This window comes from Aeromonas sp. TECH754 (assembly GCF_056279295.1).
Map to the genome: position 1 here is coordinate 3,278,005 of NZ_JBWBRA010000001.1, position 16,622 is coordinate 3,294,626.

General features: G+C 58.8%; 17 protein-coding genes. 5 read left to right on the plus strand and 12 right to left on the minus strand.

What is annotated here, in order from left to right:
* Positions 1–188: 188 nt before the first annotated feature.
* The 4 genes from thyA to rppH all read right to left on the minus strand — a co-directional run bounded on the left by thyA (position 189) and on the right by rppH (position 4,800).
* Positions 189–983, minus strand: coding sequence for a thymidylate synthase (gene thyA, locus ACZ9IL_RS14755; RefSeq protein WP_476004163.1), 795 nt, complete (start codon positions 981–983; stop codon positions 189–191).
* Positions 984–1,077: 94 nt separating this feature from the next.
* On the minus strand, positions 1,078–1,902 hold the full coding sequence (gene lgt / locus ACZ9IL_RS14760) for a prolipoprotein diacylglyceryl transferase (RefSeq protein WP_476004164.1): 825 nt from the start codon (positions 1,900–1,902) through the stop codon (positions 1,078–1,080).
* 66 nt (positions 1,903–1,968) lie between these two features.
* Positions 1,969–4,248 (minus strand): phosphoenolpyruvate--protein phosphotransferase, encoded by a 2,280-nt coding sequence (ptsP, locus tag ACZ9IL_RS14765; RefSeq protein WP_476004165.1) that lies wholly within the window; start codon positions 4,246–4,248, stop codon positions 1,969–1,971.
* A gap of 12 nt (positions 4,249–4,260) precedes the next feature.
* Positions 4,261–4,800: an RNA pyrophosphohydrolase gene (gene rppH / locus ACZ9IL_RS14770; RefSeq protein ID WP_476004166.1), complete on the minus strand. Its 540-nt coding sequence runs from the start codon at positions 4,798–4,800 to the stop codon at positions 4,261–4,263.
* A 732-nt stretch (positions 4,801–5,532) separates the two neighbouring features.
* Here rppH and mutH point away from each other — a divergent pair.
* Together mutH and ACZ9IL_RS14780 are read left to right on the plus strand one after the other, a co-directional pair.
* Positions 5,533–6,207, plus strand: a complete 675-nt coding sequence (gene mutH / locus ACZ9IL_RS14775; RefSeq protein WP_476004167.1) for a DNA mismatch repair endonuclease MutH — start codon at positions 5,533–5,535, stop codon at positions 6,205–6,207.
* 83 nt (positions 6,208–6,290) lie between these two features.
* A complete protein-coding gene (locus ACZ9IL_RS14780; RefSeq protein ID WP_476004168.1) occupies positions 6,291–6,620 on the plus strand; it encodes an isoamylase early set domain-containing protein in 330 nt (109 codons plus the stop codon).
* Positions 6,621–6,717: 97 nt separating this feature from the next.
* Here the strand turns inward: ACZ9IL_RS14780 and rplS are convergent, their stop codons facing one another.
* The 5 genes from rplS to ffh form a co-directional block, all read right to left on the minus strand.
* Positions 6,718–7,065: a 50S ribosomal protein L19 gene (gene rplS / locus ACZ9IL_RS14785; protein ID WP_005313505.1), complete on the minus strand. Its 348-nt coding sequence runs from the start codon at positions 7,063–7,065 to the stop codon at positions 6,718–6,720.
* A gap of 36 nt (positions 7,066–7,101) precedes the next feature.
* Positions 7,102–7,848 carry a tRNA (guanosine(37)-N1)-methyltransferase TrmD gene (gene trmD, locus ACZ9IL_RS14790; RefSeq protein ID WP_476004169.1) on the minus strand — a complete coding sequence of 249 codons (747 nt, stop codon included), beginning with the start codon at positions 7,846–7,848 and terminating at the stop codon, positions 7,102–7,104.
* Between the two features lie 34 nt (positions 7,849–7,882).
* A complete protein-coding gene (gene rimM, locus ACZ9IL_RS14795; protein ID WP_033129198.1) occupies positions 7,883–8,404 on the minus strand; it encodes a ribosome maturation factor RimM in 522 nt (173 codons plus the stop codon).
* Between the two features lie 24 nt (positions 8,405–8,428).
* Positions 8,429–8,677 carry a 30S ribosomal protein S16 gene (rpsP, locus tag ACZ9IL_RS14800; protein ID WP_033129199.1) on the minus strand — a complete coding sequence of 83 codons (249 nt, stop codon included), beginning with the start codon at positions 8,675–8,677 and terminating at the stop codon, positions 8,429–8,431.
* A 182-nt stretch (positions 8,678–8,859) separates the two neighbouring features.
* Positions 8,860–10,239: a signal recognition particle protein gene (ffh, locus tag ACZ9IL_RS14805; protein ID WP_476004170.1), complete on the minus strand. Its 1,380-nt coding sequence runs from the start codon at positions 10,237–10,239 to the stop codon at positions 8,860–8,862.
* 286 nt (positions 10,240–10,525) lie between these two features.
* On the opposite strand from ffh, the gene ACZ9IL_RS14810 reads away from it, so the two are divergent.
* Together ACZ9IL_RS14810 and ACZ9IL_RS14815 are read left to right on the plus strand one after the other, a co-directional pair.
* Positions 10,526–11,317 carry a cytochrome C assembly family protein gene (locus ACZ9IL_RS14810; protein ID WP_476004171.1) on the plus strand — a complete coding sequence of 264 codons (792 nt, stop codon included), beginning with the start codon at positions 10,526–10,528 and terminating at the stop codon, positions 11,315–11,317.
* Between the two features lie 39 nt (positions 11,318–11,356).
* Positions 11,357–12,637: an HlyC/CorC family transporter gene (locus tag ACZ9IL_RS14815; protein WP_476004172.1), complete on the plus strand. Its 1,281-nt coding sequence runs from the start codon at positions 11,357–11,359 to the stop codon at positions 12,635–12,637.
* A 31-nt stretch (positions 12,638–12,668) separates the two neighbouring features.
* On the opposite strand, the gene ACZ9IL_RS14820 is transcribed toward ACZ9IL_RS14815, so the two are convergent.
* Positions 12,669–13,142, minus strand: a complete 474-nt coding sequence (locus ACZ9IL_RS14820) for an Rrf2 family transcriptional regulator (protein WP_476004173.1) — start codon at positions 13,140–13,142, stop codon at positions 12,669–12,671.
* A 110-nt stretch (positions 13,143–13,252) separates the two neighbouring features.
* Here ACZ9IL_RS14820 and hmpA point away from each other — a divergent pair, with 110 nt between their 5' ends.
* The gene (hmpA, locus tag ACZ9IL_RS14825) at positions 13,253–14,446 is read left to right on the plus strand and encodes an NO-inducible flavohemoprotein (protein WP_476004174.1); all 1,194 of its coding nucleotides are present in this window, start codon (positions 13,253–13,255) and stop codon (positions 14,444–14,446) included.
* A 90-nt stretch (positions 14,447–14,536) separates the two neighbouring features.
* On the opposite strand, the gene ACZ9IL_RS14830 is transcribed toward hmpA, so the two are convergent.
* Together ACZ9IL_RS14830 and mdh are read right to left on the minus strand one after the other, a co-directional pair.
* On the minus strand, positions 14,537–15,136 hold the full coding sequence (locus tag ACZ9IL_RS14830; protein WP_476005361.1) for a tetratricopeptide repeat protein: 600 nt from the start codon (positions 15,134–15,136) through the stop codon (positions 14,537–14,539).
* A gap of 408 nt (positions 15,137–15,544) precedes the next feature.
* Positions 15,545–16,480 (minus strand): malate dehydrogenase, encoded by a 936-nt coding sequence (gene mdh / locus ACZ9IL_RS14835; RefSeq protein WP_476004175.1) that lies wholly within the window; start codon positions 16,478–16,480, stop codon positions 15,545–15,547.
* Positions 16,481–16,622 lie beyond the last annotated feature (142 nt).

Here is a 16,622-nt window from a genome sequence, read left to right on the forward strand (position 1 = left end):
CATCAATTTGAATGGAAATTCATTTTATATCCGACCCACGCACCTCTCATCGGGATCTCATCAGGGAGGCAAAGTACGGTTTGGTCGCTATGGGGATGAGCCACAAATGAGAAAGGCACCCTGAGGTGCCTGTCGATAAGATGCTGTCGCATCATGACGTGATGCCGGCCAGAGTGCCCCGACTTGCGTCAGATGGCGACGGGCGCCTTGATGCCGGGGTGCGGATCGTAGCCCTGGATCTCGAAGTCTTCGAAGCGGTAGTCGAAAATAGACTCCGGCTTGCGCTTGATCACCAGTTGCGGCAGCGGGCGCGGCTCGCGGGAGAGCTGCAGCGCGGTCTGCTCCATGTGATTCGAATAGAGATGCACGTCGCCGCCGGTCCAGACGAAGTCGCCCACCTCGAGATCACACTGCTGGGCCATCATGTGGGTCAGCAGGGCGTAGCTCGCGATGTTGAACGGCAGGCCGAGGAACACATCACAGCTGCGCTGATAGAGCTGGCAGGAGAGCTTGCCGTCCGCCACGTAGAACTGGAAGAAGGCGTGGCAAGGCGCCAGCGCCATCTTGTCCAGCTCGCCCACATTCCAGGCGGAGACGATGATCCGGCGCGAATCCGGGTTGTGCTTGATGTCATCCACAGCCCGCTGGATCTGGTCGATGACGGCGCCATCGGCCGCCGGCCAGGAACGCCACTGGGCACCGTAGACAGGGCCGAGATCGCCGTGCTCGTCGGCCCACTCATCCCAGATGCTGACGCCGTGTTCCTTCAGATAGGCGGTGTTGGTATCGCCATTGAGGAACCAGAGCAACTCGTGAATGATGGAGCGCAGGTGACACTTCTTGGTAGTGACCAGCGGGAAGCCGTGCCCCAGGTTGAAGCGCATCTGGTGACCGAACAGGGAAAGGGTCCCGGTGCCGGTACGATCGGACTTGACCGTGCCCTCATCCAGGATCTTCTGCATCAGGTCGAGATAAGCCCTCATTCCTTGGCCTCCTTCATGGCATCACCAAAGATCTTCACACTCCCACAGGTATCTTGCGGCAGGATCTTCTGTATAAGATCGAGATAGGCCTTCATTACTTTGCCTCCTTCGCCACGTTGCCAAACAGCCGTGGTCGCTTGTAGGCAATCCAGATCATGATGGCACCGGCCACTATCATCGGGGTGGAGAGGATCTGGCCCATGCTGATCTCCTGGAAATAGAGACCGAGCTGGCTGTCTGGCTGGCGCACGAACTCCACCAGGAAGCGGAACAGGCCGTAGCACAGCAGGAACAGGCCAGAGATGGCGCCGCGGGGCGGGTGCTTGCGCCAGAACAGGTTGAGAATGATGAACAACACCACCCCTTCCAGGGCAAATTGATAGAGCTGGGAGGGATGACGCGGCTCGGGGCCCGCCTCCGGGAAGATGATGGCCCAGGGCACATCGGTCACCCGGCCCCACAACTCGCCATTCATGAAGTTGCCGATGCGGCCCACCCCCAGTCCGAACGGGATCAGCGGTGCCACGAAGTCGGCCACGGTGAAGAAGTGGCGTTTGGTCTTGTGGGCAAACCAGCACATGGCGGTGATGACCCCGATCAAGCCACCGTGGAACGACATGCCGCCGGTCCAGATCTTGAACAGATAGAGCGGGTCTGCGAGGAAGAGATCGAAGTTGTAGAACAGCACGTAGCCGACTCGGCCGCCGAGGATCACCCCGAGGAAGCCGTAGAACAGCAGATCAGACACCTCTTCACGGGTCCAGCCGCTGTTCGGGGCATCGGCGCGACGCCCCGCAAGCCACATGGCAAAGGCGAAACCAAACAGATACATGAGACCATACCAGCGTACCGATAGTGGTCCCAAACTGAATGCTACGGGATCAATCTGCGAGAAAACCCAATATCCATCGTGCTGCATGTGCGGCCCCAATCATAAGAAAAGCCGCATTCTCCGATCATTCGTCAGCCGGGACAAGACTGAATATCAATCTGGCAGCTTGGTCTTGTGGCCGGCCCGCAGCAAACCGCCAAGGCCGTGCTCTTCCAGATAGCGCGCAAACAGGCCGCGCAGCACGTGGGGATTATCGTGCTTGAGACCATCGGTCAGCAGCGTGGTCAATTCGCCGAGATCGGATTGCCGCAGCACGTATTTGATGCGGGAAATGTTGTGGGTATTCATGCTGAAACGACGATAGCCCATGGCCAGCAGCAGCAGCACGCCCACCGGATCCCCGGCCAGCTCGCCGCAGACCGAGACCGGCTTCTGGTAGCGATGGGAGGCATCGACCAGCAGTTGCAGGGCGCGGATCACCGCCGGGTGGAAGGCATCATAGATGCTGGCGACCCGGGCGTTGTTGCGATCCACCGCCAGCAGATACTGGGTCAGGTCGTTGCTGCCCACCGACCAGAAGTCGATGAGCGGCGCCATCTCCGGCAGGATGTAGAGCGCGGAGGGCACCTCTATCATCACCCCCAGGCTCGGATAGCGGATCTCCGCCCCGCGGCTGGCCGCCTCTTCCGAGACCTCGCGCCAGGCCTGATCCAGCAAGCGGCGGGAGGCGCGGATCTCGCCAACGCTGCTGATCATCGGCAGCATGATGGCCAGATTGTCCAACCCCTCGCTCGCCCTCAGCATGGCCTTGAGCTGCACCAGGAACAGTTCGGGGTGATCCAGGGTGAGCCGGATCCCGCGCCAGCCGAGAAAAGGATTTTCTTCCACGATGGGGAAGTAAGGCAGTTGTTTATCCCCCCCCACGTCCAGGGTGCGCATGCACACCGGCCGATCACGATAGGTCTCCAGGATGCCGCGGTAACGGGCGGTCTGCTCCCACTCCGAGGGGAAGCTCTCCTGCAGCATGAAGGGGATCTCGGTGCGATAGAGCCCGACCCCATCCGCCAGATGATTGAGGGAGATCTCCGTATCGGCGCTGAGGCCGGCATTCAGCAGCAGCGACACCGGCGTGCCGTCGGCGGTCTCGGAGGCCTGGTTGTCGACGCTGCGCACCAGGGTATCGAGTTCCCGCTCCTCGTTGAGCAGTTGCCGGTACTCGGTCAGGATCACCTGATTGGGTTCGATAAAGAGATCGCCGCTGTAGCCATCGACCACCAGGGTACGACCGCCGATGTCGCCGAGCGGCAGATCCACCCCCATGATGGCGGCCACCCCCATGGCCCGCGCCAGGATGGCGGCATGGGAGTTGGTGCCGCCCTTGAGCGACACCACCCCGCTCAGAAACTCACGGGGAATTTCGGCGAGGATGGTGGCGGTCACCTCGTCGGCGACCAGCACCACGGGCTCACCGATGGTGAGCTGCTCGGGCTCGTCCTGCACCAGCCGGCTGATGAGCCGCTGGGCGATGTCCTTCACGTCGGCAGAACGCTCGCGCAGGTAAGGATCCTTCATCCCCTTGAACTGCTCGATCAACCGATCGCTGATGAGCTTGACCGCCGAGATAGCGGTCCAGTGCTCCTTGCTGACCTTGTTGCGAATGGGCTTGATGTAGCCGGGATCATTCAGCAGGTGCAGATAGATGTCGAAGATGGCGACCGAGTCCTGGCTATAGCTCTCGCGAAACCGCAGCGCCAGGCTCTCCAGATCGTGGCGCACCTCTTCCACCGCGAGCTCGAGGCGCGTCAACTGCTTGGCGTGCTCTTCGTCTTTGCGCGGGGTGATGGAATTGAGCGCCTTGCGCGGGCGCCACACCCAGGCCTTGGCGATGGCGATGCCGCTGGCGCCGGCAATGCCGCGCAGCGGCTTGCTCCAGTCGGTCTTCTGCAACCAGCCCTTGGCCTGTGCCTGGGCAATCCGGGCCGCCAGCTGCGCCGCCAGCGTGACCATGAAGGACTCTTCCCCCTCATCGAACAGCCGGCTCTCTTTCTGCTGCACCACCAGGATGCCCACCACCTGGCGTTGATGCATGATGGGGGCGCCAAGGAAGGAGCGAAACGCCTCTTCGGCCACGTCGGGCAGGAACTTGAAGCTGGGGTGGGAAGGGGCGTCGGCCAGGTTGATCAGCTCTTCGCGCTGACCGACCAGACCGACGATGCCCTGCTCGAACGGCAGCGTGGCCTTGCCCACCGCCGACTCGGCCAGGCCATCGGTGGCCGCCAGTCGATAACGCCGCATCTCTGGCTCGGCGACGTAGACGGAGCAGCAGTCGACCGTCATGGCGAGCCGGGTCTGGCTCACCAATGCCTGCAAGGCCTGCTCGAGGGTATTGGCCTCGGCCATGCTCTCGACGATGCGTCTGAGTTCCGTCAGCAACTGGCGTGCTCCTTAGCGCGAGCGGTTACGCCGCCCATCCTTTCGATTAGCCTGCCCCGTCTGCACCACCGCAGGCACCGGCATCGCCAGTGGGGCAAACTCCTTCATCACCCGGCGGTAGACTTCCCGCTTGAAGGAGACGACCTGACGCACCGGGTACCAAAAGCTGACCCAACGCCAATCATCGAATTCCGGGTGGCCATGACAACCAAACTGGATCCTGGACTCTTTGCCCGGATCGAGCTGTAACAAAAACCATTTCTGCTTTTGGCCAATACAGACCGGTGAACTGTCCCAGCGAACGAGTCGTTTGGGTAAGCGGTACTTCAGCCAGTTGCGACTGATCGCCAATATGGTCACGTCTTCGGGCTTGAGGCCTATCTCCTCGTATAGCTCACGATACATGGCCTGTTCCGGCGACTCACCATCATCAACCCCCCCCTGCGGAAACTGCCAGGAGTGCTGCCCATAGCGCTTAGCCCACAATACTTGTCCGTCACGGTTACAGATCACGATGCCGACATTGGGACGAAATCCGTCACCATCTATCACGTGATCACCTTATAAAGGCTGAATCTATAAAGAGATTGTTCCACATTCACCCCGTGGCGGCAAACAAGGACTGTCATCTTCCATTCATGAATAACTTGCCATTTCAAGCTAAGTTATAAACAAACTTTAAGATCAACCACCATGAGTTGCCCACCCAGACTGTGTATAAGCCTGTGATCAAACGGGTATATACAGTAGTTTCATATCGGGGTACCGAATCATTCTTTATCATACCTCATTCAGTATCAAACAAAATATTCATTTAAATACATACAGTTAATATTTAAATGCTGGATCAAGATCCATGTCTTTTGCCACCGAGGATCCTGACTCTGGATTGTGAACAAGTTCGACTGTTCAAAGATCCATCACGGCCGATTTATCCACAAGCCTGGTGCATTATCTGCACCGTTATAGCCGGAAAAATCGGTGTGCTCTCACATTTTTTTCCATTGGAAGGGCCTCCATGATCACTTTATGCCAGTTATCCAAGATTTCTGTGGATAACTATGTGCAACAGCCAGGCCAAACCCTTGGACAACTTGTTTCAGCCAGGATCCTCCGCCTCCGATGGCTGGCAGAAAAAGTCAAACTCCTTTAAAATCATTGCTATAGATGAGTATTGGCAATCCCCCCTCCCCTGTGCACAATTGGCCAGTGATCGGTTATAAAAACAGCGATCCTCAACCAAAAACAGACTTGCCAGACCCATTCATCTCACAGGAGCCCTTCATGCCCGTCAGTCCCCAGTCAGAGCAAGAGTTATTGGCTCGCGCCTACGCCATGGCGGGGCTTCCCCTGGCCCAGCTTGCGGCCAACGCCGGGATCCCGGTGCCACGGGATCTGCGGCGGGACAAGGGCTGGGTAGGTCAGCTGATCGAGTGGCAACTGGGTGCCAGCGCGGGCAGCAGGCCGGAGCAGGACTTCCCCGAGTTGGGGATAGAGCTCAAGACGATCCCGGTGGATCCTCAAGGCAAGCCGCTGGAGACCACCTTCGTCTGTGTGGCGCCGCTGATCGGTGTCAGCGGCCAGCGCTGGGAAGAGTCGAACGTGCGCAACAAACTCTCCCGGGTACTCTGGATCCCGGTGGAGGGCAGCCGCGAGATCCCGATCGGTGAGCGCCGGGTCGGCATGCCGCTGCTGTGGAGTCCGAGCGAAGAAGAGGATCGGTTATTGTGCCAGGACTGGGAAGAGTTGATGGACATGATAGTGCTGGGGGAAGTGGAACAGATCAGCGCCCGCCACGGCCAGGTCATGCAGCTGCGGCCCAAGGCGGCCAACAGCAAGGCACTGACCCGCGCCATCGGACGCAACGGCCAGCCAATCCAGACCCTGCCAAGGGGCTTTTATCTCAAGATTGACTTCACCCATCAGCTGTTGCTGCGCCACTTCGCCTTGCCCGCGTGATCTTCGCTATCAACATCCTTGTCATAAAGTGGTATAAAAATAACCAGCACCATTTTCTTCGCAGTCAGTGACAAGGAGGGCATATGCCGATAAACAAGCAGTTTCTCAAGTCGCGTCCCGAGGTCAAGGTGACCTTCGCAGTGGAAAAAGAGGCCGCGGGCGAGGCCGAGCAGATCTTGCTACTGGGGGAATTCAGCCAGTGGCAACCCATCGAACTCAAGCGGATGAAGAACGGGGAATTCAAGGCGACCCTCAATCTGCCCACCGATGGTCCCAGCCATTTTGAGTACTGTTACCAGCTGGTGCAGCCGGGAGGAGAGAGTCATTACGACAACGACTGGGCGGCGGATGACTATGTGCCCGGCCCGTTCGGGCGGGACAATTCCGTAGTGCGGGTCAGCCAGCCAGCCTGAGTCCCGAATGACGGATACAAAAAAGGCTCGCCATTGGCGAGCCTTTTCACTACCTGTCGAGCTATTCGTCGACATACCGACACCAATTCGAATCGAATTAGTTGAGCTTCTCTTTGATACGAGCAGCTTTGCCGGACAGGTTGCGCAGGTAGTACAGCTTGGCGCGGCGAACATCACCACGACGCTTCAGTTCTACACTGTGGATCAGCGGAGAGTGAGTCTGGAATACACGCTCAACACCTTCGCCGTTGGAGATCTTGCGAACGGTGAAAGCAGAGTGCAGACCGCGGTTACGCTTGGCAATGACGATGCCTTCGAAAGCCTGCAGACGCTCTTTACCACCTTCTTTAACACGAACTTGAACACGTACGGTGTCGCCCTGGGCAAATGCCGGGATGTCGGTACGCAGTTGCTCTTGTTCAAGCTGCTGAATAATCTTGCTCATTGTCTTTCCTTACCTAGGATAAACTGAAAACTCTACTTAGACGCTGTCACGCACTTCGCGGACATACTCGGCAAGAAGTGATTCTTGCTCGTCAGTCAGAGCTAGGTTGTTAATAAGTTCCGGCCTTCTCTGCCAGGTTCGTCCGAGCGATTGCTTGAGCCGCCAGCGTCTGATCACTTCGTGATTGCCGCTTGTCAGCGCCTCCGGCACCGCCAATCCATCCAACAACTCCGGCCGAGTGTAGTGGGGATGATCCAGCAGGCCATCCGTGAAGGAGTCCTGCTCGGCACTGGCCTGATCACCCAAGACCCCGGGGACCAGACGCGAAACCGCATCGATCAGGGTCATGGCAGGCAACTCGCCACCACTTAACACGTAATCTCCGATAGACCACTCTTCGTCGACTTCGGTTTGGATCACGCGCTCATCGATACCTTCGTATCGACCGGCGACCAGAATCAATGTTTGATTCGTCGCCAACTCGGTTACGCCCGCTTGAGTCAGCTTGCGTCCCTGAGGAGAGAGATAGATGACTTTCGCCCCGTCTCCCGCCGCTTGCTTGGCTGCATGAATCGCATCACGCAGCGGCTGCACCATCATCAACATTCCAGGACCACCACCATAGGGACGATCGTCGACCGTACGGTGTTTGTCGTGGGTGAAGTCCCGAGGGTTCCAGCACTCAATCTGCAGCAGGCCACTCTTGACGGCCCGACCCGTTACCCCGTGCTCGGTAATGGCTCGGAACATTTCCGGGAAGAGGCTGATTACCCCAATCCACATAAGAAACCTCCGGCACCCGTGTTAGCGCGGGAAACTAGAAACCAGGATCCCAATCAACTTCGATTGTTCGAGCAGTCAGATCAATGTTCTTGATCACCTGCTCTTCCAGGAACGGAATCAACCGCTCCTTCGCACCAAAGGCATCTTTTACATTGGCCTCAACCACCAACACATCGTTGGAGCCGGTTTCCATCAATTCGGTCACCTTGCCCAGGTCGTATCCCTTGGTGGTCGATACCGAGCAACCAATCAGGTCACGCCAGTAGAACTCACCTTCGGGCAACGCAGGCAACAGATCGGCGGGTACGCCAATCTCGACGTTGGTCAATGCCAGGGCATCTTCGCGCACATCGATACCATCGAGCTTGCAGATCAGACCCTTGTTGTGACGCTTCCAGGCCGAAACCTGAATCTCACGCCACACCCCGTTCTGATTGATCAGCCAGGGGTTGTAATCGAAAATCGCTTCGGCAACATCGGTGAAGGAGTTCACTTTAAGCCAGCCCTTGATGCCGTATACGGTACCCAGGGTGCCCAGAACTATAGGTTTTTCCACCTTAACTCCCTACCGTTTGACTGATTAAGCAGCTTTGGCAGCGTCTTTGATCAGCTTGGCAACGCGGTCAGAAACAGCGGCACCAGTAGCAACCCAATGCTCGATACGAGCCAGGTCCAGCTTCAGCTTTTCAGCGTTGCCGGTAGCGACCGGGTTGAAGAAACCAACACGTTCGATGAAACGACCGTCACGGGCGCAACGGCTGTCAGTAACTACTACCTGGTAAAACGGACGCTTTTTCGCGCCACCACGTTGTAAACGAATGGTTACCATATCGTCCTCATTAACATCTAATGAACAAGGCCCGCAAACACGCGGACCCTAGCTTAAAATAAGCCGCGTAATTCTACTTGGATTCGTAATAATTGCAACCAAACCAGCCATTTTTTGCGCAGGGTGCATCATGAAAAGGGCCCACATGTCGTGGGCCCCTGAACTGGCTGAATCCCGCGGGATCAGAACGGGCCGCGACCGCCGCCACCGAAGCCGGGTGGCAGCATGTTCTTCATCTGACCCATCATCTTGCGCATGCCGCCCTTGCCGGACATCTTCTTCATCATGCGCTGCATCTCGGTGAACTGCTTGAGCAGCTTGTTCACGTCCTGCACCTGCATGCCAGAGCCCGCGGCGATGCGACGCTTGCGCGAACCCTTGATGAGATCGGGGTGGGCGCGCTCCTTGGGCGTCATGGAGCTGATGATGGCCTCCATGCGCACGGTGAGCTTGTCATCCATCTGGTCTTTCACGTTATCCGGCAGACCGGACATGCCGGGCAGCTTGTCGAGCATGCCCATCATGCCGCCCATGTTGCGCATCTGAGCCAGTTGCTCACGGAAATCTTCCAGATCGAAGCCCTTGCCACTCTTGACCTTGTCGGCCAGCTTGGCAGCCTTCTCTTTATCGACGGTGCGCTCCACTTCCTCGATGAGCGACAACACGTCCCCCATGCCGAGGATGCGGGAGGCGAGACGATCCGGATGGAACGGCTCCAGCGCGTCTGTCTTCTCGCCCATACCGATGAACTTGACCGGCTTGCCGGTGATGTGGCGCACCGACAGGGCGGCACCGCCGCGGGCGTCACCGTCCGCCTTGGTGAGGATCACGCCGGTAAGCGGCAGCGCCTCGTTGAACGCCTTGGCGGTGTTGGCCGCATCCTGACCGGTCATGGCGTCGACCACGAACAGGGTCTCGACCGGCTTGATGGTGGCGTGCAGATCCTGGATCTCCGCCATCATCTCGCCATCGACGTGCAAGCGACCGGCGGTATCGACGATCACCACGTCATAGAATTTCTTGCGGGCCTGATCGATGGCGGCGGTGGCGATCGCCACCGGCTTCTGGGTCACGTCACTCGGGAAGAAATCGACCCCGATGTCGCCGGCCAGGGTCTCCAACTGCTTGATCGCCGCGGGGCGGTAGACGTCCGCACTGACCACCAGTACCTTCTTCTTGCTGCGTTCCTTGAGCAACTTGGCCAGCTTGGCCACGGTTGTGGTCTTACCGGCACCCTGCAGACCCGCCATCAGGATGATGGCCGGCGGCTGGGCGGCCAGGTTGAGCTGCTCGTTCGCCTCGCCCATGACCGAGACCAGCTCGCCATGGACGATCTTGATGAATGCCTGGCCCGGGCTCAGGGACTTGGCCACTTCCTGGCCGACGGCCCGTTCCTTGACCCGTGCCACGAAGTCACGCACGACCGGCAGGGCGACGTCCGCCTCGAGCAGCGCCATGCGCACTTCACGCAAGGTTTCCTTGATGTTCTCTTCGGTCAGTCGGCCACGGCCGCTGACATTGCGCAGGGTGCGCGAGAGTCGTTCAGTCAAATTCTCAAACATGACGCATTCCGGTTCTTGGCGTAACAAATGGGGTGCATTATACCCCAGTCAGCACTATGAGGACGATGATTCGCCGCACAGCGGCCGCCTGCCATCAGGATGGTCAGGCGTGATAGATGAGGCGCATCATACCTCAGTCAACGCCAGAGGACGATTATTCACCGCACGAAGCGGCCACCTGCTCCTTATATATGGGCAGTTAGCCCCTGGCACAACTGGCGAGCATATCTTGTGCAAGGTATACTGCCCCTCTTATTCATAAAGCTTGTTTAACAACGACCTGGTTATGATCGTGATCTCTGTTCTGGCCCTGGCGTTTTACCTGCTGGCCATCATCGCCTCGCTGCATTTGCTGCTCAGTGCCAAGCCCGTCGGGCAAGTGTCGCTGTTCGCCTGTATCGGACTGGCCCTGACGGCCCACGGTATCGCTGTGGGCAGCGAAGTGCTGGCCACTCAGTCCGGCCAGAATCTCAGCATGCTGAACGTCGCCTCTCTGGTCGCCCTCATCATCAGCTGCTTCATGACCTGCGTGACCCGCCGCTTCAACGGCTGGATCCTGCTGCCCGTGGTCTACAGTTTCTCGGCCCTGCTGCTCGCGGCGAGCGCCCTCATCCCAGGCCGCTACATCACTCACCTCGAAGCCCATCCCCAGCTGCTGCTGCACATCGGGCTCGCCCTGATGGCCTACTCGGTGCTGATGATAGCCTGTCTGTTTGCGTTGCAGCTGGCCTATCTGGACCGGAAGTTGAAATCCAGAAAGATCAGCAACCTGCCCGCCATGCCGCCGCTGATGACGGTGGAGAAACGGCTGTTCCAGCTCATCTCGGCCGGCCTGTTCCTGCTGACGCTGTCTATCGCCTCCGGCCTGTTCTTCCTGGAAGACATGTTCGCCCAGGGCAAGTCCCACAAGGCGGTGCTGTCGATCCTCGCCTGGTGCGTCTACGTGCTGCTGCTGTGGGGTCATCACAGCCGTGGCTGGCGTGGCCGCAAGGTCATTACCCTGAGCCTCATCGGCAGCGTCATCCTGACCCTGGCCTATTTTGGCAGCCGTTTCGTCAAGGAAGTCTTGCTGAGCTGACGGCCCGGCCATCGCCCCATCATCCAACAGGAGCCTTTTTTGGACAGTATCTCGACGAGCACACTGCTGATTGTCCTCGTTATCTTGATCCTCTTGTCAGCCTTCTTCTCCAGTTCCGAAACCGGTCTGATGTCCCTCAACCGCTACAAGTTGCGGCATCTGGCCCAGACCAAACACAAGGCCGCCCGCCGGGTAGAAAAACTGCTGGCCAGGCCGGATCGCCTGCTCGGGCTCATCCTCATCGGCAACAACCTGGTCAACATCCTGGCGTCCGCCATCGCCACCATCGTCTGCATCCGGTTGTTCGGGGATCTCGGCATCGTCATCGCCACCGTAGGCCTGACCCTGGTGGTACTGGTGTTTGGCGAAGTTACCCCCAAGACCCTGGCGGCCATGTTCCCCGAGAAGATTGCCTATCCGGCCTCCTGGATCCTCAAGGGCTTGATGGTTCCCCTCTCCCCCTTCGTCTGGCTCATCAACGGTATCACCACCTTGCTGCTCAGGCTGATGCGGCTGAATCACACCACGAATGACTCGCTCAATGCAGATGAGCTGCGCACCCTGGTCAACGAGGCGGGCAGCCTGATCCCCCAGCGCCATCAGGAGATGCTGATCGGCATCCTGGATCTGGACAAGATGACGGTGGAAAACATCATGGTGCCGCGCAGCGATATCTTCGCCATCGACATCAACGATGACTGGAAGACCATACTGCGTCAGCTGGCCCACGGCGCCCACACCAAGATCCTGCTGTATCGCGACAACATCGATGACGTTGTCGGCTTCTTGCACGCACGTGATGCGCTCAGGCTGGTCGCCAGGGATCAATTCAACAAGTCCAGCCTGCTGCGGGAGGTCGATCCCATCTACTTCATTCCGGAGGGGACGCCGCTCAACGTGCAGCTGGCCAAGTTCCAGCGCAACAAGGAACGGATCGGGCTGATTGTCGATGAATACGGGGACATTCAGGGGCTGATCACCCTGGATGACATACTCGAGGAGATAGTCGGGGACTTCACCACCTCCATGACGCCGACCCCGAGCGACGAGATCCATCCCCAGCCGGACGGCTCCTTCCTGGTGGAAGGCTCGGCCAGCATCCGCGAGCTGAACAAGGAGATGAATTGGCATCTGCCCATCGAGGGGCCACGCACCCTCAACGGGGTGATCCTGGAATATCTGGAGGAGATCCCCCAGCCCAACATCTGCGTCAGGCTGGCGGGTTATCCCATCGAGATCATTGAAGTCGAGAACAACATGGTGAAGATGGCGCGGATCATGCCGCATCTATACCGCAGTGACTCGGCTTACGAGGATTGAAAAAAGGCTGCCGATGGCAGCCTTTTTCGTCTTACTCGTTCTCTTCTTCCGGTTCCGGCTCCAACACCAGAGTCGGGATCAACTCGCCAAACACCTGCTGCAACTCGGCGCGGTTGGCCAGCAAGTCTTGCAGCGTATAGCTGTCCATCACCGCCAGGAAGGCATTCATCGCCTCCTTCAAGGCGCTCTTCAGCAAGCAGACCGAGACGATATGGCAGACCGGCGAGCCACAGTCGATCCCGTCCAGATTGCCTTCCAGTGCCCGGATCACCTGACCGATGTTGACGTCCTCAGGCGCACAGGCCATGCGGATCCCGCCGTTCTTGCCGCGCTGGGATTGCAGATAGCCCAACTTCACCAGCTGGTTCACCACCTTCACCATGTGATTGCGGGACACATCGTACAAGGCCGATACCTTGGCCACGCTCGATAGCTCCCCCTCCGGCAGGGTGGCCAGATAGAGCAAGGCTCTCAATCCAAAATCGGTATAGCTAGTCAGTCTCATAGTGCCTATGGCGCAAAGCGCAAAATTGATTGTTGATTCAGATCAATTAAACATCTAGGATGCAACTTATTAAGTGACATCTTAAATGCTCAATTAGTAAGGACTCCCCTATGTTAGATCAAGCCACCATCGCCGTCATCAAAAGTACCATTCCCTTGCTCGAATCGGCGGGGCCTGCGCTCACCCAGCATTTCTATCAGCGTATGTTCAGCCACAATCCCGAGCTGAAAGATATTTTCAACCTGGCCCACCAGCGCAGCGGTGGTCAACCGTTGGCACTGTTCAACGCCGTGGCGGCCTACGCCAAGAATATCGACAACCTGGGTGCCCTGGCCGGCGCGGTGGAACGCATTGCCCACAAGCACACGGGTTTCCTTATCCAGCCGGAACAATATCACATTGTGGGTAGTCATCTCTTGGCCACGCTCAAAGAATTGGGAGGTAGTGCGGTGACTGACGAGGTGCTGGATGCCTGGGGCAAGGCCTATGGGGTGCTGGCCAACATCTTCATCGGCCGGGAGAGCGAGATTTATCAGGAGCGGGCGGCGCAGGCCGGTGGCTGGCAGGGTGCCCGCCCCTTCATCATCAAGGAGAAACGCAAGGAGAGCGAACTCATCACCTCCTTCGTGCTGGCTCCCGCCGATGGCAAGCCCGTGCTCACCTTCAAACCGGGGCAATACCTCAGCATCCAGCTCAACCACCCGGCGCTGGAGTATCAGGAGATCCGCCAATACTCCCTCTCCGATGCCCCCAACGGCCGCGACTATCGCATCAGCGTCAAGCGCGAGCCCCAGGGCCAGGTCTCCAATCTGCTGCATGACCAGTTGCAAGCGGGTGACGAGGTGGCGCTGATGCCGCCGACCGGTGACTTCTTCCTGCAAGCCGACGCCGGCTGCCCCGTGGTATTGCTCAGTGCCGGTGTGGGCCTCACCCCCATGCTGAGCATGCTCAATCAGCGACTGCAGAACGAGCAGGCTGCCGACATCCGCTGGCTGCATGCCTGCGAACAGGGCGCCGTGCATGCCTTCAAGGAAGAGATCCAGGCCAAGAGCCGGCAACACGCCAAGCTGCAGAGCCGAGTCTGGTATCGCACCCCCGCCGCCCAGGATGTGGAAGGAGAAGACTATGACTTCAGCGGCACCATGGTGCTGGAGCAGGTCACTGACCTCATCCCGGCCAATGCCCACTATTATTTCTGCGGCCCCCTCGCCTTCATGACGTCGATAAAGGCCCAGTTGCTGGCGCTGGGTGTGCCTGCCGAGCGGATGCACTACGAGGTGTTCGGCCCCCATCAGGATCTATAAGACGCCAACGCCCTTCATGGCGAGATGCAACAAGGCCCACGAACACAGGTTCGTGGGCCTTGTCATATCCGCTATCACATCAGGCAGGATTCAGTGCATCGCCTTGGCGCGGGCAATGGCGTTGGCGGGCATCCGATTGCCGAGCCGGCTCAGCAGGCTCGCCGCCTTCTGGTGAGTGGCCTTGTCACCGATGACGGTGCCGTGCAGCCAGTGATAGGCCTCCTCATAATCCAGTGGGCTGCCCATGCCCTGCAGCAGCATCTCGACCCATTCGATCTGCGCCCGCTGGAAACCCAGGCTGGCCGCCTCCCGCATCAGAGTCTCGGCCCGCGCCAGATCCTTTTGCACCAGGATCCCCTTCCAGTAGTAGCGGCCGAGCTGCTCCAGCGCCGGCGCCAGCCCCTGATTGGCCGCCTCCCACATATATTGCACGCCAACCTCTGCGTCGGGCTTGATGCAGACCCCCCAGGCCAACATGTCACCCCACAGAAACTGATAGGCGGGGATCTTCATCACCGAGGCACGGGCCTCTATGTCCTGGGTCAGCTGGCATCGGTCCTGCTTCACCCGGGTCAGATGACGGCCCTGCTCAATCCAGTTGAGCAGCTCGTCCTGCCGATAGAGCTGCACCGCCTGCAAGCCCGTGCTCAGCGGCTCGGGCAAGGGGGCGGATGCGGTCGATGTCGGGATGGGCGCAGTCGGTGCAGGGACGACCGGGGCCACGGCGGGGGCTGCTGATACCGCAGTCGAGACAGCTGGCACCGCAGCAGAAATCACTGGCACAGAAGTAGAAACGGCTGATATGGAAGCAGAAATCACTGGCACAGGAGCCGAGGTGGCGGCACTCGATGGCACAGTGGCAGCAGACACCACAGGCGCCCGGGTTTGCGAGGCAGCCGAGACCGGCTCTGCCCCCTGCAAGGGGAGGCTGCATAAACAGATAAAGCCGACGAAGGTACTGGGTTTCATCATGAAGATCTCCTGCTGCTCTCGGTTATCGGCAGCAAACCCCAACTCCTTAGCCCTCTCACCAGGTGCTTGGCCGGCACCAGAATGACAAAGGGGAGCCGAGGCTCCCCTTATGACCGACGCTGCGGCTTATTTGACGAAGTCGACGCCCAGCTGGATGTCGGCCTTCAGGGTGGCCAGCATGCTGTTCATGGACTCTTGCTCGAAGGCGCTCAGCTTGCCGTAGTCCAGCACGGACTCGACGCCGTGCTTGCCCAGCAGGATGGGCTGTGCGAAGAAGGTGGCGTGCTCGCCATTGCCTTCCACATAGGCGCACTCGATGACATTCGCTTCGCCCTGCAGACCCTTGATCAGCGACAGACCGAAACGGCAGGCAGCCTGACCCATGGACAGGGTGGCAGAACCGCCACCGGCCTTGGCTTCCACCACTTCGGTGCCGGCATTCTGGATGCGCTTGGTCATGGCAGCCGCTTCTTCGGCGGTGAAGCTGGCCCCTTCGATCTGGGACAACAGCGGCAGAATGGTCACGCCACTGTGGCCACCGATCACGTTGACACGGATCTTGTCGATGTTCAGACCCTTGGCTTCGGCCACGAAGGTCTCACCACGGATCACGTCCAGGGTGGTGACGCCGAACAGGCGACGCTTGTCATAGACACCGGCTTTCTTGAGCACTTCGGCGGCGATGGCGACCGTGGTGTTGACCGGGTTGGTGATGATGCCGATCAGCGCGGTCGGGCAGCTGGCCGCGCACTTCTCCACCAGGTTCTTGACGATACCGGCGTTGATATTGAACAGATCGGAACGATCCATGCCCGGCTTGCGAGCCACACCGGCAGAGATCAGCACGACATCGGCGCCGACCAGAGCTGGGCTCGGATCTTCACCGCAGAAACCTTTTACTTTCACGTCAGTCGGGATGTGGCTCAGATCCGCCGCCACGCCCGGGGTGACCGGGGCAATGTCATACAGGCTCAGTTCGGAACCAGCTGGCAGGCGATTTTTCAACAGCAGAGCGAGGGCTTGGCCGATGCCACCGGCGGCACCCAGAACGGCAACTTTCATGATCAACTCCATGTTTAAGCGTAGGTTTAAGGTTGTTTCTAGTTGGGTTAACGCTGTTTCTTATTGTGCGCCTCACCTTAAAGGATCCCCTGCTAAAAAACAATCTGATAACAGTTGTAATCACAAGTTCTGTGAGCCAAGG